Annotated in this window: 15 protein-coding genes; 9 read left to right on the top strand and 6 right to left on the bottom strand. The window is 71.5% G+C overall.

The genetic code is table 11. From position 1 onward, the window contains the following. Positions 1 to 67: 67 nt before the first annotated feature. From FJ694_RS07490 to FJ694_RS07480, 3 genes are read right to left on the bottom strand one after another with little or no spacing between them, the layout of a single operon-like run. Positions 68 to 1,534, bottom strand: coding sequence for an efflux transporter outer membrane subunit (locus FJ694_RS07490; RefSeq protein ID WP_157265555.1), 1,467 nt, complete (start codon positions 1,532 to 1,534; stop codon positions 68 to 70). Then, the gene (locus FJ694_RS07485; RefSeq protein WP_157265552.1) at positions 1,531 to 4,830 is read right to left on the bottom strand and encodes an efflux RND transporter permease subunit; all 3,300 of its coding nucleotides are present in this window, start codon (positions 4,828 to 4,830) and stop codon (positions 1,531 to 1,533) included. Before FJ694_RS07485 ends, FJ694_RS07490 begins: the two co-directional genes overlap by 4 nt. 30 nt (positions 4,831 to 4,860) lie before the next feature. Beyond that, on the bottom strand, positions 4,861 to 6,072 hold the full coding sequence (locus FJ694_RS07480) for an efflux RND transporter periplasmic adaptor subunit (RefSeq protein WP_157265549.1): 1,212 nt from the start codon (positions 6,070 to 6,072) through the stop codon (positions 4,861 to 4,863). Positions 6,073 to 6,421: 349 nt separating this feature from the next. On the opposite strand from FJ694_RS07480, the gene FJ694_RS07475 reads away from it, so the two are divergent. Further along, positions 6,422 to 7,150: a helix-turn-helix transcriptional regulator gene (locus tag FJ694_RS07475; RefSeq protein ID WP_232539943.1), complete on the top strand. Its 729-nt coding sequence runs from the start codon at positions 6,422 to 6,424 to the stop codon at positions 7,148 to 7,150. A gap of 82 nt (positions 7,151 to 7,232) precedes the next feature. Here the strand turns inward: FJ694_RS07475 and FJ694_RS07470 are convergent, their stop codons facing one another. Beyond that, the gene (locus tag FJ694_RS07470) at positions 7,233 to 8,531 is read right to left on the bottom strand and encodes a M14 family zinc carboxypeptidase (RefSeq protein ID WP_157265547.1); all 1,299 of its coding nucleotides are present in this window, start codon (positions 8,529 to 8,531) and stop codon (positions 7,233 to 7,235) included. Positions 8,532 to 8,907: 376 nt separating this feature from the next. On the opposite strand from FJ694_RS07470, the gene FJ694_RS07465 reads away from it, so the two are divergent. Genes FJ694_RS07465 through FJ694_RS07445 form a run of 6 tightly spaced genes read left to right on the top strand, consistent with a single transcriptional unit; the run spans position 8,908 to position 14,410 of the window. Continuing rightward, a complete protein-coding gene (locus FJ694_RS07465; RefSeq protein ID WP_157265544.1) occupies positions 8,908 to 10,050 on the top strand; it encodes a polyamine ABC transporter substrate-binding protein in 1,143 nt (380 codons plus the stop codon). 22 nt (positions 10,051 to 10,072) lie between these two features. Then, the gene (locus FJ694_RS07460) at positions 10,073 to 11,380 is read left to right on the top strand and encodes a DUF3138 family protein (protein ID WP_232539942.1); all 1,308 of its coding nucleotides are present in this window, start codon (positions 10,073 to 10,075) and stop codon (positions 11,378 to 11,380) included. Continuing rightward, on the top strand, positions 11,377 to 11,505 hold the full coding sequence (locus FJ694_RS37570) for a hypothetical protein (RefSeq protein ID WP_259373154.1): 129 nt from the start codon (positions 11,377 to 11,379) through the stop codon (positions 11,503 to 11,505). The genes FJ694_RS07460 and FJ694_RS37570 overlap by 4 nt, the downstream gene beginning before the upstream one ends. Before the next feature lie 2 nt (positions 11,506 to 11,507). Next, a complete protein-coding gene (locus tag FJ694_RS07455) occupies positions 11,508 to 12,644 on the top strand; it encodes an ABC transporter ATP-binding protein (RefSeq protein WP_157265541.1) in 1,137 nt (378 codons plus the stop codon). After that, a complete protein-coding gene (locus tag FJ694_RS07450; RefSeq protein ID WP_157265538.1) occupies positions 12,641 to 13,570 on the top strand; it encodes an ABC transporter permease in 930 nt (309 codons plus the stop codon). The genes FJ694_RS07455 and FJ694_RS07450 overlap by 4 nt, the downstream gene beginning before the upstream one ends. Continuing rightward, entirely contained in the window at positions 13,571 to 14,410 is an 840-nt protein-coding gene (locus tag FJ694_RS07445) for an ABC transporter permease (RefSeq protein ID WP_157265535.1), read from the top strand. Positions 14,411 to 14,452: 42 nt separating this feature from the next. Here FJ694_RS07445 and FJ694_RS37070 read toward each other — a convergent pair whose 3' ends face one another. After that, positions 14,453 to 15,172 carry a histone H1 gene (locus tag FJ694_RS37070; RefSeq protein WP_157265532.1) on the bottom strand — a complete coding sequence of 240 codons (720 nt, stop codon included), beginning with the start codon at positions 15,170 to 15,172 and terminating at the stop codon, positions 14,453 to 14,455. A gap of 83 nt (positions 15,173 to 15,255) precedes the next feature. Between FJ694_RS37070 and FJ694_RS07435 the strand changes: the two genes are divergently transcribed. Both FJ694_RS07435 and FJ694_RS07430 read left to right on the top strand, forming a co-directional pair. After that, complete coding sequence (locus FJ694_RS07435) at positions 15,256 to 15,828, top strand: hypothetical protein (RefSeq protein ID WP_157265528.1); 573 nt, start codon at positions 15,256 to 15,258, stop codon at positions 15,826 to 15,828. A 160-nt stretch (positions 15,829 to 15,988) separates the two neighbouring features. After that, the gene (locus tag FJ694_RS07430; protein ID WP_157265526.1) at positions 15,989 to 16,219 is read left to right on the top strand and encodes a hypothetical protein; all 231 of its coding nucleotides are present in this window, start codon (positions 15,989 to 15,991) and stop codon (positions 16,217 to 16,219) included. On the opposite strand, the gene FJ694_RS07425 is transcribed toward FJ694_RS07430, so the two are convergent. Continuing rightward, positions 16,220 to 17,161, bottom strand: coding sequence for a YcjF family protein (locus FJ694_RS07425; protein ID WP_232539941.1), 942 nt, complete (start codon positions 17,159 to 17,161; stop codon positions 16,220 to 16,222). It abuts the gene before it with no gap. Positions 17,162 to 17,327: the final 166 nt, after the last annotated feature.

Raw genomic sequence — 17,327 nt, 5'->3', positions numbered from 1 at the left:
CAACCGCACTGCTGGCCGGCAACGCGCGGGGCAGGGCCATGGCGTCGTCTCCCAGGCGCCGTGGCCGCTAGCGAGCGGCGGTTGCCGGCACGGGCATGGCCGCGGACGAAGCCGCCGACACGTCGCCCGGTCCCCAGCCCCCGGCCAGCGCCTTGAACACCGCCACCAGCGCCGTGGCCGCGCCGGCCTGCGACTGCGCCAGCCGGTCGCGCGCGGCCAGTTGCTCGCGCTCGGCGTCGAGCACGGCCAGGAAGTCGCTCGAGCCGGCCTCGAAGCGGGCGCGCGCGATGGTGGAAGCGGCCTCGGCGGCGCGCGCCGCGTCGAACAGCAGTTGCGCCTGCTGCTGGCTGCGCGAGTAGCCGGCGAGCGCGCCCTCGGTTTCCTCCAGCGCGCCCAGCACCGTGGCCTCGTAGGCGCGCAGCGCCTGCTCGCTGCGCGCGTCGGCGGCGGCCACCTGCGCGCGCAGCCGGCCGAAGTCCAGCAGCGTCCACAGCAGCGAGGCGCCCAGGTTGTAGACATAGGTGCTGCCGTCGCCCAGGTCGCCGATGCGCGAGGCGTTGTGCCCCAGGGTGCCGCCCAGCGTCACGCGCGGAAAGAGGGCCGCCTGCGCCACGCCCACGCGCGCCGCGGCGGCGGCCACGTCGAGCTCGGCGGCGCGCACGTCGGGGCGGCGGCGCAGCAGGCTCTCCGGCGAGCCGATGCCGCCCAGCGCCACCGCCTCCAGCCCGGGCAGTGGGCGCTGCGCCTGCAGCTCCGCGTCCAGCGCCGTGGGCGCCAGGCCGCACAGCACGGCCAGCCGCAGCCGCGTGCGCACCAGCGCCGTCTCCAGCGCCGGCACGCCCGCGGCCGTGGTCTGCACCAGGGCGCGGGCGCGCTCGGTGTCCAGCCCCGTGCCGCGGCCCACGTCCTGGCGCGCCTGCACCAGGCGCAGCACCGCCTGTTGCGTCTCCAGCGCCGCTTGCGACACGCGCAGCCGCTCCTGCAGCCCGCGCAGCTCGAAGTAGTTGCGCGCCACCTCGGCGCTGACGCTCAGGCGCAGCGCCTGCGCGTCGGCCTCGCCGGCCTGCACGGTGGCCAGCGCGGCGCGGCGCTCGCCGGAGAGGCGCCCGAACAGGTCGATCTCCCAGCGCACGTCCAGGCCCACGCCGTAGAAGGTCTGTCCGGACACCAGCTGGTTGTCGGGGCCGTTGAAGTCACGGATCCGGGACACGCCGGCCGTGGCGTCGATCTGCGGCAGGCGGTTGGCGTCGGCCAGCCGCGCCAGCGCGCGCGCCTCGCGCAGACGCGCCACGGCCAGGCGCACGTCGAAGTTGGCCTGCAGCGCGCGCTCGACCAGCGCGTCGAGCTGCGGGTCCTGGAAGCCGCGCCAGAACGTCGCCGCGGGCTCGCCCGGCACGGCGTCACCGGGCTGGTTCGCGAAAGTCCCGGGCAGCGGCGGCAGCGCGGATTCCGGGGGCGGACCCGAGGCGCAGCCGGCGAGCAGCAGCGCCAGGGCCAGGGCCGGGACTGCAAGCGGGAGGGCGGCGCGCGTCATCGCGGCGCTCCCTTGGCGGCCGGCGGCGTGTCCGCGTCGTCCACGCCGGGGTGGAAGGGATGGGCGCAGCGGTCGATCTCGGCGCGCATCTCGGCCGCGTGCGCGCGGCGCTTCTCGGTGCTCTTGCGCAGCAGCGCGTAGAACACCGGCGTCAGGAAGATGCCGAAGAGCGTCACGCCCACCATGCCGGAGAACACGGCGATGCCCATGGCACGGCGCATCTCGCTGCCGGCGCCGGAGCCCAGGATCAGCGGGACCACGCCGGCGCAGAAGGCGATGGAGGTCATCAGGATCGGGCGCAGCCGCCGGTGACAGGCCTCGACCACGGCTTCGAGCATGGGGCGGCCCTGCTCCTCCAGGTCCTTGGCGAACTCGACGATCAGGATCGCGTTCTTGCACGCCAGCCCCACCAGCACCACCAGCGCCACCTGCGTGAAGATGTTGAGGTCGCCGACCTGGCCGAAGGGCGGGAAGCTCGACAGCCACACGCCGCCCAGCGCCGCCAGGATGCACATCGGCACGATCAGCACGATGGCCAGCGGCAGGCTCCAGCTCTCGTACTGCGCGGCCAGCACCAGGATCACCAGCACCACCGACAGCAGCAGCACCGCCGCCAGCGTCGGGATGCGCAGGCTGGTGCCCGGCAGCGCCACGTCGCGCGTGAGCCGGTCCTGCTGCGACAGCTCGGTCCACTGGTAGCCCATGCCGCGCGGCAGTTGCGCCAGCAGCTGCTCGATCTCGGCCTCGGCCTCGCCGCTGGAGAAGCCCGGGTTCGCCGCGCCGTTGATGTCGGCGGACGGGAAGCCGTTGTAGCGCGTCACGCGCGTGGGGCCGAAGGTGTCTTGCACCTTCATCAGCGCCCCGAGCGGCACCATCTCGCCGGCGGCGTTGCGGGTCTTGAGCGCGGTGATGGCCTGGGCCTCGGCGCGGAAGGGGGCATCGGCCTGCACGATCACCTGGTAGGTCTTGCCGAAGCGGTTGAAGTCGTTGACGTAGAGCGAGCCCAGGCTGACCTGCAGCGTGTCGTAGATGTCGCCCAGGGCCACGCCCATCTGCTTGGCCTTGGTGCGGTCCACGTTGGCGAAGAGCTGCGGCACGTTGATGTCGTAGGTCGAGAACGGCGTGCCGATCGCCGACTTCGGGTTGCCGTAGACCTGGCCCAGCGTGCCCCACACCGCACCGAACAGCGCCTGCTCGCCCTGGCCGGAGCGGTCCTGCACCTGCACCTTGAAGCCGCCGGCGTTGCCCAGGCCCTCCACCGCCGGCGGCGGCACCACGAACATGCGCGCGCCCTGGATCTGCTGCAGCTCGCCGTTGACGCGGCCCAGGATCGCGTCCTTGGACAGGTCCGCGGACTTGCGCTTCTCGAAGTCGGCCAGCCCGAAGAAGACGATGCCCTCGTTGGGCGCGTTGGAGAAGCCGGCGATGGACAGGCCCGGGAACGCCACCGCGTCCACGATGCCGGGCACCTTGAGCGCGATGTCGCTCATCTGCCGGATCACGGCGTCGGTGCGGTCCAGCGAGGCTGCCGCGGGCAGCTGCGCGATGCCGATGAGGTACTGCTTGTCCGGCGCCGGCACGAAGCCGCTGGGAATGCGCGTAAACACCAGCGCCGTGAGCCCCAGCAGCCCCGCGTACACCAGCAGCGCCAGCGACTTGCGCCGCAGGATGCCGCGCACGCCGCGGCCGTAGGCCTCGCTGCGGCGGTGGAAGAAGCCGTTGAACCAGTGGAAGAAGCGGCCCAGCACCCGGTCCATGCCGCGCGTGAGCGCGTCCTTGGGCGCGTCGTGCGGGCGCAGCAGCAGCGCCGACAGGGCCGGCGAGAGCGTGAGCGAATTGAAGGCCGAGATCACCGTGGAGATGGCGATCGTCGCGGCGAACTGCTTGTAGAACTGCCCCGACAGTCCGGGCACGAAGGTGAGCGGGATGAACACGGCGCACAGCACCAGCGCGATGGCCACGATCGGGCCGCTGACCTCGCGCATGGCCTGCACCGTGGCGGCGTGCGGCGTCAGGCCGTTCTCCAGGTTGCGCTCGACGTTCTCGACCACCACGATCGCGTCGTCCACCACGATGCCGATGGCCAGCACCAGCCCGAACAGCGTGAGCGTGTTGATGGAGTAGCCGATGGCCAGCAGCGCGGCAAACGTGCCCACCACCGACACCGGCACCGCCAGCAGCGGGATGATCGAGGCGCGCCAGGTCTGCAGGAACAGCACCACGACCAGCACCACCAGCAGCACCGCCTCGAAGAGGGTCTCGACCACCTTAGAGATCGAGGTGGCGACGAAGCGCGTGGGGTCGTAAACGATGGCGTAGTCCATGCCCGGCGGGAAGTCGCGCTTCAAGCGCTCCATGGTCGTGCGCACGTTGTCCGAGATGGCCAGCGCGTTCGAGCCCGGCGCCTGGAAGATGCCGATGGCCGCGGCCTCCTTGTTGTTGAGCAGGCTGCGCAATGAATAGGTGTTGGCGCTGATCTCGACGCGCCCGACGTCGCGCACACGCACCACGGCGCCGGTGGCCGGGTCGGTGCGGACGATGATGTCGGCAAACTCCTGCTCGCTGACCAGCCGCCCCTGCGTGTTCACCGCGAGCTGGAAGTCGGTGCCGCGCGGCGTGGGCGGCGCGCCCACCACGCCGGCGGCCACCTGCGTGTTCTGCTCGCGCACGGCGTTGACCACGTCGCCGGCGGTCAGGTCGCGCCCGGCCAGGCGCTGCGGGTCCAGCCACAGCCGCATGGCGTAGTCGCCGCTGCCGAACAGGATCACCGTGCCCATGCCGGGAATGCGCAGCAGCTCGTCGCGCACCTGCTGGTGCGCGTAGTTGCGCAGGTAGAGCGAGTCGCGGCTGTCGTCCGGGCTGACCATGTGCACGACCATGGTCAGGTTGGGCGACTGCTTCTCGGTGGTCACGCCGATCTGGCGCACGACCTCGGGCAGCCGCGGCAGCGCGCGGTTGACGCGGTTCTGCACCGCGGTCTCGGCCGCCTCCGGATTGGTGCCGATGCGAAACGTCACCGTCAGCACCATGGTGCCGTCGGCGGTGGCCTGGCTCTCGTAATAGAGCATGCCCTCGAGCCCGCTGATCTGTTCCTCCAGCGGCGTGGCCACGGTTTCGGAGATGACGCGCGGGTTGGCCCCGGGAAACTGCGCGCGCACCACCACCTGCGGCGGCGCGACCTCGGGGTACTCGGAGATGGGCAGCTGGAAGATGGCCAGCAGCCCCACCAGGAAGATGAACAGCGACAGCACCGTGGCCAGGCGCGGTCGGTCGATGAAGTAGCGCGAGATGTCCATGCGCGGCGGCCTCTTGCTGTCGGCGCTGGCTCAGCGCGCGGGGCCGGAGGCGGCGGGCGCGGCGGCCGGGATCGGCAAGCCCTTGTCGTCCACCTGCAGCCGTTGCGGGCTCACCGGCGCGCCGGGCTGGGCGCGCTGCAGGCCGTCCACGACCACGAGCTCGCCGGGCTTGACGCCCTGCACCACGCGCATGCCGTCGAGCAGCACGCCGGGTTTGACTTCGCGCGGCTGCACCACGTTGTCCGCGCCGACCACGAACACGACCTTGCGCGTCTGGTCGGTGCCGATGGCGCGGTCGGCCACCAGCGTGGCGGTGTAGCGGCCGCTGCCCACGACCTTGACGCGGGCGAAGAGTCCGGGCGTGAAGCGGCCGTCGCGGTTGTCGAACACGGCCCGGCCGCGGATGGAGGCCGTGGCCGGATTGAGGCGGTTGTCCACGAAGTCCACCTTGCCCTGGTGCGGGAAGCCGTCCTCGTCGGCCAGCCCCATCCAGGCCGTGGCCGGCGTGCTGCGTGGCGAGGCCAGCGTGCCGGCACGCACCAGGCGCAGGTATTTCAGGTAGGTGTCCTCGCTGGCGTCGAAGTACGCGTACACGCGCTCCTGCGACACCAGCGTGGTCAGCACCGGCGTGCCGGCGCCCACGAGGTTGCCCGGCGTGAGCAGCGCGCGCGAGGTGCGCCCGGCCACCGGCGCGCGCACCTGCGTGAACTCCAGATTCAGCCGCGCCTGCGTCAGTGCGGCCTCGGCGCCCTGGATGGAGGAGCGCGCATTGCGCTGCGTGGCGCGCAGCTGGTCGATCTCCTGCTGGCTCACGCCCTGGATCGCGGTGAGCTTTTCCGCACGCGCGAGCTCGCTGGCGGCCAGCTCGGCCTGGGTGCGCGCCGCGGTCAGCTGCGCCTCGGCGCGCGCCACCTCGGCGGCAAAGGGCCGCGGGTCGATGGTGAAGAGCAGGTCGCCCTTGGCCACGCGCTGTCCCTCGGTGAAATGCACCCGATCCAGCGCACCGGCGACGCGGGCGCGGACCTCGACCGTGTCGGGCGCCTCCAGCCGCGCGGTGAATTCCTCGAACTCCTGCACCTCGCGCTGGAAGGCCGGGGCCACCGACACCTGCGGCGGGGGTGGCGGCGCCTGCTGCGACTCGGCCTCGCCGGCGCAGCCGGCCAGCAGCGCGGCCAGCGCCGGCACCGCGCCCAATGCCGTCCACCCTGTTCGCCAGCGCTGCGGCCGTCCATCTCCTGTCATGCGCGTGCCCCTGCGGGTTGATTCCGTGACTTGACTGGCCGCGCGCCGGCAATGGCGTCATGGCCGCTGCCACGAATCTAGGCAGCGGCCCGCGCGGCGGCCATTGCGCTCAGGGCCAGGCCCGCCGGCTGCCCGGGGGCGTAGCGGCACCTCGGCCGAAAGAGGTAGACGGCCGGCGGTGCGGGCGCCGCGCGCCGGGCCGGACTGCGGTCGCGCAAACGCCGTGAGCGGCGTTGCAACACGGCGATGCAGACATGTGTCCGCTGACATGCACGGCCACCGGCGTGGACAAGCGCCGGACGCGCGGCGCGGTCAGGCTGGCGCTTGCCGCAGCGCCGGGAGCTTCGCCATGCTCATGCCCACGTCCTTGCCCTTGCCCTTGCCGTTCCGCGTCAGCGTGGCCGTGCTGCACGGGGACCCGGTGATCGAGGCCGGGCTGCGCGCGCTGCTGCGGCCGCTGCCCGAAGTGGCGCTGCTGGCGCCGGGCACGGCAGCCGGCGCCGAGGTGGTGGTGACGGACCTGCGTGGCGCGCTCGCCGGGCATGCGCTGGCGCGGCTGGAGGCGCGCGCGGAGGGCGGCCCGGCCACCCGCGCGGCGCCGCGCTTCCTGGTGTTCGCGCCGGTGTGCCGCGAGCGCGAGGTGCGCTGCGCGCTGCAGTCCGGCGTGCAGGGCTACCTGCAGCAGGGCTGCACGGCCGAGGAGATCGCCGCTGCCGTGCGGGCCCTGGCCGGCGGTGCGCGTCACCTGTGTCCCGCGGCGCTCGAATGCCTGGCCGACAGCCTGGGCCGTCAGCCGCTGACCGGCCGCGAGGCCGAAGTGCTGCAGCTGCTGGCGCAGGGGCTGGCCAACAAGGACATCGCGCGGCAGTTGGGCGTGGCGCTGGGCACGGTGAAGGTGCATGTCCGCGCCGTCATGGACAAGCTGCAGGCCGCCTCGCGAACCCACGCGGTGGTGATTGCGGCGCAGCGCGGGCTGCTGGGCGAGGCCGAGGCGGCCGCCTGCAGCGGCTGTGGGGAGACGGCGGCAGCGCGGGCCGTCCGCCCGGTGGCGCCGCGCCACGCCACGCCGGTGGGCTGAGCTGCGCGCCAGGCGCAGCGCGGAGGCGGCGCGTCGGTGACCCCTGGGGACACGGCCGAGGCCGCCGCCGCGCGCATCGGGTTCAGTTGCCGAGGTGGTGGTCGTCCTCGTCGTCCGACATGCCCTGGGCCACGGTGCCGTCGGTGATGGGCTCGCTCTCGCCCTGGCCCGGGCGCGGCGGCTGGCCGTTGGCGGGCTTGACCAGGATCTCGGCCTGATTCGGGTCGAAGCCGCGAAGGTCGGCATCGCGCGCCAGTTCCTCCAACACCGCGTAGGAGGCGTGGTAGCCGATTTTCTGGATGTAGCCGCCCGACTTGGTGCCGATGCCGCCGCGCAGCTCCAGCAGCACCGAGCCCGAGCCCAGCAGGCCGTAAGCGTTGCGCGAGATGCCGGGCTCGGTGCCGCCCGGGTACAGGCTCAGGTCGGCATAGGGGTACTTGGCGAGCGTCTGCGCGATCACGACCACGACCCGCTTGGCCATCGTCTGGCCGCGGGTGAAGCGCGCCACGGCCCCGGCGTCCACGCTCTGCAGCGCCTGGGCCGTGGCCGCGGCAGTGGGCCACAGCGTCGAGGCGGTGACCATGTTGCCGTCGTTCACGCGCGTGCCCTGGTGGTGCAGGTCCAGCGTCACCACCGGCGTGAACTGGTCGGCCAGCCAGCGGATGTTCCGGGCTTCGGGCACGGGGTTGCCCCGGCCCAGGTCGGTCCGCGTGTAGGGCTGGGTGCTGTCCACCAGCTCGTTCTCGCAGCTGAGGACGCCCAGCGGGCCGATGTTCGGGAAGTTCGGGTTGTCCAGCGGACACTCGGGCCGGAACGCGTGGTAGCGGTTGATGTCGTAGCCTCGGCCGCGCTGGTAGAAGGCCGGCACCGAACCGGTTGAGAACGTGCGGTCGTAGTTCTGGCGCCAGGGCGGCACGCGGCCCTGGGCGTCCGTGATCAGCGTGCCGTCGGCCTTGCGGCCGTCGAAGCCGTCCACGTTCACGCGCGGCACGATGATGACCCGGAGCGCGTTGCGAATGGCCTTCGAGGCCGTCGAGTTGTTGGCCAGCGTGCGGGCCAGGTTCACGGCCGAGTCGCTGGTCTCCATCTCGTCGCCATGCTGCTGGGCAATGATCAGCGCGGCGGCCGGCCCGGTGCCGACGACGACGTAGGGGATGGCTCGACCCGTGTTGCTCTTCCACGGCAACTCGCCGTAGGTCATGGCGCCGCGGCTGGTGTGGGCGCTGCTCTTGAGCGCGGCGACGAGCTGCTCGTAGGTGCGCAGCGACGCGACGCTGTCGTTGTCGCCGTAGGGTCCGTTGGGAACCGTGGTCTGTGCGTGGGCGGGTGCGAGCGTCGCGGCGGCGGCGAGCGCCGCTGCAAGGATGGTCTTGATCGACATGGGGGCTGTCTCCTCGGTAGCCGGCTGGAGCACCGGGCGGCTGCCCGGCTCCAGGGCCGACTGTCCCGACGCCGCAGGCGCCGCAAACCCCACAGGTCAGGGTTGATGGCCGGAGCGGAACAGTGCTGACGGCCGGCCGGGCCGGGAGCGTAGCCGGACCGCGCCGGCCCCACTTCAGCCCATACGGGCACCGCTTCGGTGCCAACTCCTTCACAGACCGGGCCCCGCGCGGCGCACTGCCGCGGCAGCCCCGGCGCTAAGTTACAAGCACATACAACTGGTCTGTTTCCTGCTTTTTGCACGCCCGGTGGCCGCGACGGCACGGGGGCCGGGGTCTGCGGAGTCGAGAACGAAGACGGGGGGAATCCGAATGGGAATGCTGTGGGCACAGAAGCGCGCGGGTCGCGTCCATCGCGTGATCCGGGCCGTGGCCGGCGCGACCGCGGCGGCGCTGCTGGCGCTGGGCGCGGGCGCGGCGCGGGCGCAGGAGGAGGAGAAGGTCCTCAACGTCTACAACTGGTCCGACTACATCGCCGAGGACACGATCCGCAACTTCGAGAAGGAAACCGGGATCAGGGTCCGCTACGACAACTTCGACAACAACGAGATCCTTCACGCCAAGCTGGTGGCGGGCCGCACCGGCTACGACATCGTCGTGCCTGGCTCGCACTGGGCCAAGATGCAGATCGAAGCCGGTCTGCTGCGCAAGCTCGACAAGTCACAGATCCCCAACCTCAAGAACCTGGACCCGGCGGTGCAGGCGCAGCTTGCCCGCATGGACCCGGGCAACGACCACCTGGTCAACTGGATGTGGGGCTTCACCGCGGTGGGCATCAACGTCGAGAAGGTCAGGGCCGCGCTGGGCGGCCCCTTGCCCGACAACGCCTGGGACCTGGTGTTCAAGCCCGAGTACATCTCCAAGCTCAAGGGTTGCGGCGTCTCCTTCCTGGACTCGGCCACCGAGGTCGTGCCCGCCGCGCTGCATTACCTGGGCAAGCCCTCGTTCAGCAAGGAGCCGTCGGACTACACGCAGGTGGCCGCGCTGCTGAAGTCGGTGCGGCCCTACGTGACCCTCTTCAGCGCCTCGGGCTACATCAACGACATGGCCTCGGGCTCGATCTGCCTGGCGCTGGGCTGGTCGGGCGACATGAACATCGCGCGCCAGCGCGCCATCGACGGCAAGACCGGGCAGAAGATCGAGGTGCTCATGCCGCGCAGCGGCGGGCTGCTGTTCTTCGACACCATGGCCATCCCGGCCGACGCGCCGCACCCGGGCAATGCGCACAAGTGGATCAACTACATCCTGCGCCCGGAGGTGCACGCCTCGCTGACCAACAAGGTCTTCTACGCCAATCCGAACAAGGCGTCGCGCCCCTTCGTCAAGCCCGAGGTCGCGAGCAACCCGACGGTGTTCATCTCCGACGCGGACATGGCGCGCATGGTGGCGCCGAACTCGCTCAACAACGACCTGCGCCGCCTCATGACGCGCACCTACACCTCCTTCAAGACCGGCCTGTGACGTCCGCGCGGAGAAACCTGCCATGAACAAGAACGAGCCCTTCATGGGCACGCGCGGCGTGCTGGCCGCGGCGCTGGCGGCGGCCTCGGTGGCGGCGGCACTGCCCGCGCGGGCGCAGAGCAACGCCGAGCTGCTCCAGGAGCTGCGGGCGCTGCGCGAGCGCGTGGCCGAGCTGGAGAAGCGCGTGGCCGCCCAGCCCGCGCCCGCCGCCCCGGTGGCGGCCGTCCCCGCGCCGGCCCCGGCGCCCGTGGTGCAGCCGGGCATGACGCCGGAGCAGTTGCGCGAGTTCGCGCGCGTGACGAACAAGGTCGAGGCGCTGGAGGACACGCGCGACGCCAACGGCCTCAAGAACCTGAAGATCGGCGGCTGGCTCGACCCGACCTTCATCGCCAACCGGGCGCAGGACCGCGCCGGGCTGCAGTTCCTCAACGGCGTGGGCGACGACGGCTACACATACGACAACTCCTACTTCGGCTCCGTGGCGCTGGACTTCCAGAAGGAGACCGACAGCGGCATGCGCTTTCGCCTGACGCTCATGCCCAACCGCGGCAGCGAGTCGGTGGGACGCGGCGACAACCGCCTGGTGCACGAGGCCACGGCGATGGTGCCGCTGGGCAGCCTGCGCACCTACCTGCTGGCCGGGCACATGCCCGACTGGTCGGGCTACGAGTACATGCCGCCCATGCTCAACAAGCTCATCACCCACAACCTGCTCTTCGACTTCACGCTGCCGACCTCCTTCACCGGCTTGGGCCTGCAGCACACCGAGGGCAAGTGGCTGTTCAAGGCCATGCTCGCCGACATGAACGCCAGCCGGAAGGGCCCGGGCGAGAAGACGCCCGTCTTCACCTACCGCGTGGACTATGCCAAGGGCGAGTTCCACAGCATGGGCTTCGCCGGCGTGCACGGCAAGGCGGCGAACTCCACCTCGCTCATCACCGATCCGGCCACCGGCGAGGTGATCGCGCAACCCGAGTCGCGTGTGGACCTGTTCGAGATCGACGGCTCCTTCATCCGCGGCGACTGGACGCTGCAGGGCCAGGCCAGCATCGGGCGCCAGCGCAAGGCCGCCATCACGCTGGGGCCCGGCAATACGCTGCGCGACGCGCGCTGGTGGGGCCTGTCGGGCCTGGTGGCCTACAAGATCACGCCGCGGCTGGAAACGGTGGCCCGGCTCGACTACATCAACAACGCCAGGAACGGCGGCGGGCTGCTGGGCTACACGGCCCAGGACGGCATCAACGGCATCGGCTTCGCGCCGGGGGAGATCCCGAGCGCGGCGCCAACCGCAGCGCGCTGTCGCTGGGCCTGCTCTACGCGCTGGACATGAGCACGCAGCTGCGTGCCGAGTACCGCTTCGACCACGCCAGCCAGCCGGTGTTCGAGTACGTGGACAAGGGCGTGTTCAAGAGGAACAACCATCTCCTGGGCGCGTCGGTGGTGGTCAGCTTCTGAGCATGGCGCCCACCGTCATCGCCGGGCCGCAGGAGGGCGACGCGGCCTTCCTGCGCATCGATGCCGTGGTCAAGGACTTCGGCGACTTCCGCGCCGTCGATCACGTCAGCCTGGACGTGGCGCGCGGCGAGATCTTCGCGCTGCTGGGCCCTTCGGGCTGCGGCAAGAGCACGCTGCTGCGCATGCTCGCGGGCTTCGAGTCGCCCACGGCCGGCCGGCTGCTGCTGGCCGGGCAGGACCTGGCCGGTCTGCCGCCCTACGCGCGGCCGGTGAACATGATGTTCCAGTCCTACGCGCTGTTTCCGCACCTGACGGTGTGGGAGAACATCGCCTTCGGCCTCAAGCGCGACCGGCCGCCGCGTGCCGAGATCGCGCAGCGCGTGGAGGAGATGCTGCGCCTCACGCAGCTGACGCGCTTCGCGCAGCGCAAGCCGCATCAGCTCTCCGGCGGGCAGCAGCAGCGCGTGGCGTTGGCGCGCAGCCTGGCCAAGCGGCCGCGGCTGCTGCTGCTCGACGAGCCGCTGGGCGCGCTGGACAAGAAGCTGCGCGAGCAGACGCAGCTGGAGCTGGAGCTGGTGAACATCCTGCGCGCCGTGGGCGTGACCTGCGTAATGGTCACGCACGACCAGGAGGAGGCCATGACCATGGCCTCGCGCATGGCCGTCATGAGCGAGGGCCGGCTGCTGCAGGTCGGCCCGCCGGCGGACGTGTACGAGACGCCGGGTAGCCGCTTCGTGGCCGACTTCATCGGCAACGTCAACCTCATGGACGGCCACGTCACCGTGGACGAGCCCGACCGCGTGCAGGTGCAGTGCGCCGACGTGACGCACCTCGTCGGCCACGGCATCACCGGCTACGCCGGCATGCCGGTGACGGTGGCGCTGCGGCCGGAGAAGATTTTCCTTTCCAGCGAGGCGCCCGCGAATGAGGGCGGCGGCGAGCACCTCAACCGCGTGCAGGGCCGCGTCGTGGCCTCGGCCTACTTCGGCAGCTACACGCTCTACCACCTGGAGCTGCCCAGCGGCGCGGTGCTCAAGGTCAACTTCGAGAACGAGGCCTGCCACGCCGAGGGCCCGGCCGTGGGCGCGCGGGTATGGGCCCATTGGCGGCCCACGGCGCAAGTGGTGCTCACGCAATGAAGGCGCCGCCGGCACGGTCGCGCGGCGGGCGAGGGCGCGGCGCCGTCATCGGCGTGCCCTTCGGCTGGCTGCTGCTGTTCTTCCTGCTGCCCTTCCTGATCGTGCTGCGCATCAGCTTCGCCTCGATGGATGGCGCGCTGGTGAGCGACGTTCTCAGGGTCGCCGATGGCCGCCTGTCGCTGACGCTGGAACTGGGCAACTACGCCCTGCTGTTCAGCGACGACCTGTACTGGCGCACCTACGGGCTGTCGCTGTTCTATGCCGGCGTGACCACGCTGCTGTGCCTGGCCATCGGCTACCCCTTCGCCTACTTCATGGCGCGCTCCGCACCCGCGCTGCAGCCGCTGCTGCTCATGGCGGTGATGCTGCCGTTCTGGACCAGCTTCCTGCTGCGCGTGTACGCCTGGAAGGGGCTGCTCGATGCCGACACGGGCTGGGTCGGCAGCGCGCTGCGCTTCCTCAAGCTCGACCACCTGCTGCTGGCGCTGGGCGCGATTCCCGCGCTGGGGCAGTTCATGTACAGCCCGTTCTCGCTGGTGCTGGGCATGGTCTACACCTACCTGCCGTTCATGGTGCTGCCGCTCTACGCCAACCTGTCCAGGCTCGACGTGCGGCTGCTGGAGGCGGCGCAGGACCTGGGCGCCACGCCCTGGCAGGTGTTCTGGACCGTGACGGTGCCGCTGTCGCGCGCGGGCATCGTCGCCGGCGCCATGCTGGTGTTCATTCCCTGCGTGGGCGAGTACGTGATCCCGGAACTGCTGGGCGGGCCGCAGACGCTGATGATCGGCCGCGTGCTGTGGGACGAGTTCTTCAGCAACAACGACTGGCCCATGGCCTCCAGCGTCGCGGTGGTGATGGTGCTGCTCATCCTGGTGCCGCTGGCGGTGTTCAACGCCAGCCAGGCCCGGGTCGCGGAGCGCAAGTAGATGATCACGACCGCCGCCGGGCGCTGGACGTCGAGGCTGTGGCTGTTCGCCGGCCTGGCCTTCCTGTACCTGCCCATCGTGTCGCTGGTGGTGTTCAGCTTCAGCGACTCGCCCGTGCCCAACGTCTGGGGCGGCTTCTCGCTGCGCTGGTACGCCAGGCTCGTGGGCGATGCCGACATCCGCCGCGCGCTGTGGCTGTCGCTGCAGGTGGCCGCGGCCTCGGCCAGCGGCGCGGTCGTGCTCGGGTTGCTGGCCGCCTTCACGCTGCAGCGCTTCCCGCGCTTTCGCGGCCGCATGCTGTTCTCCGGCATGGTCAGCGCGCCGCTGGTGATGCCGGAGGTGATCGTGGGCCTGTCGCTGCTGCTGATGCTGGTGTCGGTGCAGCGCGCCACGGGCTTTCCGGAGCGCGGCCTGCTGACCATCTGGCTGGGCCACGTGCTGGTGGGCATGGCCTACGCCACGGTGGTGATCTCGGCGCGGCTGCGCGACCTCAACCCGCAGTACGAGGAGGCGGCGCAGGACCTGGGGGCGCGGCCGCACCAGGTGTTCTTCCTGGTGACGCTGCCGCTGATCTCGCCCTCGCTGCTGGCGGCGTGGCTGCTGACCTTCACGCTGTCGCTGGACGACGTGGTGATGTCGGCCTTCCTCTCCGGCCCCGGCGCCACGACGTTGCCGCTGGTGATCTTCTCGCGCGCGCGGCTTGGGCTGGACCCGGCCGTCAATGCGCTGGCCACGGTGGTCGTGGCCGTGGTGGCGCTGTGCGTGGCGGGGTCGAGCTATCTCATCGCCCGGCGCGAGCGCCGGCACTGGCTGGAGCAGCAGGCCGCGGCCCGGCAGTGACCCGAAGCAGGCCCTGCCGGCGACGGCCGGCTGCGGCGAGCCTCAGGACGCGGCAGCCTCGGCGCCCGGGGTGTCGGTGGCCGGCGCTGCCGCGGGCGCGGCGGCAGAAGCGCCATCGGCGGCGCGTGCGGGCTCGTTCGCCGCGGCCGTGGGAGCGGCCTTCCTGGGCGCGGCCTTCCTGGCAGCGGCCTTCTTCGCGGCCGGCTTCTTCGCCGCAGGTGCAGCTTCGGCCGCCGGGGCGGCTTGCGCAACCTCGGTCTTCCTGGCGGGAGCTTTCCTGGCCGCGGCCTTCTTCGCAGCGGCTTTCTTCGCAGCGGCCTTCCTGGCAAGCGCCGGTGCCGGCGCTTCAGCAGCCTGGGCGGCCTTGGCCGGAGCGGCGGCCTTCTTGGCGGCCGGCGCAGCGGTCCTGGCACCGCGCGGGGCGCGGCCTTCTTCCATGCCGAAGCGCTTGGCGGCCTTGGCGTCGGTCGTGGACAGGTGCGCTCCCTTGGCCGTCACCGGCTGCTCCAGCTTCACGGCGCCGTGCTCGTCCATGCGGGCCAGCGTCTGCGCGAGCTTGGCCGCGGCGCGGGCGAGCTGCTTGACCGTCTTGGCGCCGACGGCGAAGTTGGCCAGGTCGATCTTCGTGCGGAACGTGGTGGCTGCGGCCACCGGCTGCGCGGTCTTCCTGGCCGCGGCCTTCGTGGCCACGGGAGTGGTCTTCTTCGCGGCGGCCTTCTTGGCAGCCACCTTCTTCGTCGGGACGGTCTTGCGGGTCGGCATGGTCGTGTTACTCCCTCAACGGATCGAAACCGGTGTTGTGACAGGCGCCGATTATTGCCGTAGCGCACCGTATGCTTGGCCGCATGCAAGGCATCCATTCCACGGCGGCGCGCACGCCGCGGCTTCGCGAGGCGGGGCAGGTTCCATCGATGGCGTGGCCGGTGCGCGGCGCGCTGCTGGCCGCGGTGCTCGTGGCGGGCTGCGCGACGCGGCCCGTGCCCGGGTCTGGGCCCGGAGTCCGGGTCGAATCGCTCGAAGCCATCGGCTGGCAGATCGCCGAGCGTCCCTGCGACACGCCGCTGCGCGTGGACCGCAAGCCGCAGGCCAATGCCTTCGACCCGAAGGTCACGGACGAGGTGATCGAGACCCACTGCGCCGGGCTGACCACCACGGTCTACGTCGCCCATGCCACGCAGCCGCCGAAGCTGCTGCCCGCCAGCGTGCAATTGACGGCGCGGCATCCGGCATTGCCCGCCGGGCTGCAGGTCGGCTCGCCGGCGGCAAAGGTGCTGGCGCTGCTGGGCGCGCCGACGCTGCGCGACCCGGCCGCGCTGGCCTACCGCATGGGGCCGCAGCGCCCGGACAGCGACGCGCTGCGCTTCATCATCCGGCAGGACAAGGTCGCGGCCATCGAGTGGGCCTGGTACATCGACTGAACACCGCGTCCATCGGCCGGAGCTGCCGCCGGCGCGAACCGGCGGCTTGTGGTTGTGGCATCAACCTGCGGGCACGGGGCCGCGCCCGGCCGGGGCGCCGCGAGAAGGCCTTTCGCCGCGGGCTGTACCATGGGCCGGTGTTCAATCTGACGGGGCCGGCATGGACTACTACCGCGACAGCGACACCGAGACCACGATTTCCGGCGACGGCCTGAGGTACAAGGCCAAGGTATCCGGCTCGGCCTTTGGTCCTGTCGTGCTTGGAGGCGGCTCCACCGTCATGTCCTGTTTCAGATGCGGCCGCCACAAGCCCGTGTCGCAGCTGACGAGCAAGAAGATCCTGGGCCGCAGCCACAAGGTCTGCGCGAGCTCCTGCCGCGAGAAGGACTGATCAGCCGCCGCGCACCAGCGCCATCACCTTGGCGGCGTCGAGCCCGCGGGCCTTTTCCTGCATCGCGGGCAGGTAGCGGCCCTGCAGGGCCTGGGCCTCGGCGACGGTGCCGGCGTAGGCGTCCTTGAGCATCTGCGCCGACAGGGTGCGCCCGCCGGCGTAGTAGCGCTTGGCGACGTGGCCGAGCGCGTAGGTCGAGGCGAAGCTCATCCCCGAGCTGACCGCCTGCTTGCCGAGGCCGCCGAGCAGGCCGCCGCCGTACTTGCCGAGCAGCCCGCCAAGCAGCTTGCGGCCGGCCTGTTCCAGGTATTGGGAGGTCAGGCCGACGCCGACGGTGGCAAGGAAGTCCTTCACGTGGCCGCTGTCGAGCTGGTAGCCGTGGGCCTGGCCGATGCGGTAGACCAGCTTCATCTGCAGCGGAATGATCGCCATCGTCGACAGGGTCTCGGGCAGCAGCTCCAGGGCGCCGTTGAGGATGGCGGCGTTCAGGATCGCCTGGTCCAGGACGGCGTTGTCGACGGCCGGCGCGGCCGTGCCGCGGGCCGCACTGGCTGCGGACGCACCCATCGGCGCCGCCGCGATCTCCTCGGCCCGGGCGGCGAACTGCCCCGCCGACGCGCCCAGGCCGAGCTGGCTGCGCAGATCGGCCAGGAACCGCTGCTCGGCCTGTGACTGCGCGCCGTCGGCGTCGCAGACGCACACCGCCATTTCGTAGGCCAGCTGGCGCGCCTCGTGGCTGCCGAGGCGGGCCACCACCGCGGCGGTATCGACGCGCCTCATCAGCACGTCCTGGTAGAGCGTGGGCAGGTGCACGCCGTCGGCCTGTCCGAGGCCCTGCACAATGCGCTTGAGCTCCTCGCGCTCGCGGTCGTGCTTGTCGCCGTCGGCAAAGGCCGCGAGCACGGCGATGGTGACGATGGCCTGGGTGTCGGCAGAAGTCATGGGCGGTTCGTGGGCAAGTGGGCAGGGCGGGTTCGTTCGCCGCTGCCGGCAAAGGTTCCACCGGCGCCCGGGCTGCCTCGACCGGCCTGCGAGGTCTCGCCCCGGATGAACTCGCAGCCTATGGCCCGGCCGGACCTTCCGGGTTGGCTGCATGCGCGGGCATGGA

The sequence above is a fragment of the Azohydromonas aeria genome, assembly GCF_009760915.1.
Classification (GTDB): Bacteria; Pseudomonadota; Gammaproteobacteria; order Burkholderiales; family Burkholderiaceae_C; genus Azohydromonas; species Azohydromonas aeria.
This window is presented reverse-complemented; position numbering and strand designations above follow the sequence as displayed.

Excerpts from the sequence above, each read along its gene's own strand:
- FJ694_RS07490 (WP_157265555.1), bottom strand. The coding sequence starts at position 1,534 with ATGACGCGCGCCGCCCTCCCGCTTGCAGTCCCGGCCCTGGCCCTGGCG.
- FJ694_RS07485 (WP_157265552.1), bottom strand. The coding sequence starts at position 4,830 with ATGGACATCTCGCGCTACTTCATCGACCGACCGCGCCTGGCCACGGTG.
- FJ694_RS07480 (WP_157265549.1), bottom strand. The coding sequence starts at position 6,072 with ATGACAGGAGATGGACGGCCGCAGCGCTGGCGAACAGGGTGGACGGCA.
- FJ694_RS07475 (WP_232539943.1), top strand. The coding sequence starts at position 6,422 with ATGCTCATGCCCACGTCCTTGCCCTTGCCCTTGCCGTTCCGCGTCAGC.
- FJ694_RS07470 (WP_157265547.1), bottom strand. The coding sequence starts at position 8,531 with ATGTCGATCAAGACCATCCTTGCAGCGGCGCTCGCCGCCGCCGCGACG.
- FJ694_RS07465 (WP_157265544.1), top strand. The coding sequence starts at position 8,908 with ATGCTGTGGGCACAGAAGCGCGCGGGTCGCGTCCATCGCGTGATCCGG.
- FJ694_RS07460 (WP_232539942.1), top strand. The coding sequence starts at position 10,073 with ATGAACAAGAACGAGCCCTTCATGGGCACGCGCGGCGTGCTGGCCGCG.
- FJ694_RS37570 (WP_259373154.1), top strand. The coding sequence starts at position 11,377 with ATGAGCACGCAGCTGCGTGCCGAGTACCGCTTCGACCACGCCAGCCAG.
- FJ694_RS07455 (WP_157265541.1), top strand. The coding sequence starts at position 11,508 with ATGGCGCCCACCGTCATCGCCGGGCCGCAGGAGGGCGACGCGGCCTTC.
- FJ694_RS07450 (WP_157265538.1), top strand. The coding sequence starts at position 12,641 with ATGAAGGCGCCGCCGGCACGGTCGCGCGGCGGGCGAGGGCGCGGCGCC.
- FJ694_RS07445 (WP_157265535.1), top strand. The coding sequence starts at position 13,571 with ATGATCACGACCGCCGCCGGGCGCTGGACGTCGAGGCTGTGGCTGTTC.
- FJ694_RS37070 (WP_157265532.1), bottom strand. The coding sequence starts at position 15,172 with ATGCCGACCCGCAAGACCGTCCCGACGAAGAAGGTGGCTGCCAAGAAG.
- FJ694_RS07435 (WP_157265528.1), top strand. The coding sequence starts at position 15,256 with ATGCAAGGCATCCATTCCACGGCGGCGCGCACGCCGCGGCTTCGCGAG.
- FJ694_RS07430 (WP_157265526.1), top strand. The coding sequence starts at position 15,989 with ATGGACTACTACCGCGACAGCGACACCGAGACCACGATTTCCGGCGAC.
- FJ694_RS07425 (WP_232539941.1), bottom strand. The coding sequence starts at position 17,161 with ATGACTTCTGCCGACACCCAGGCCATCGTCACCATCGCCGTGCTCGCG.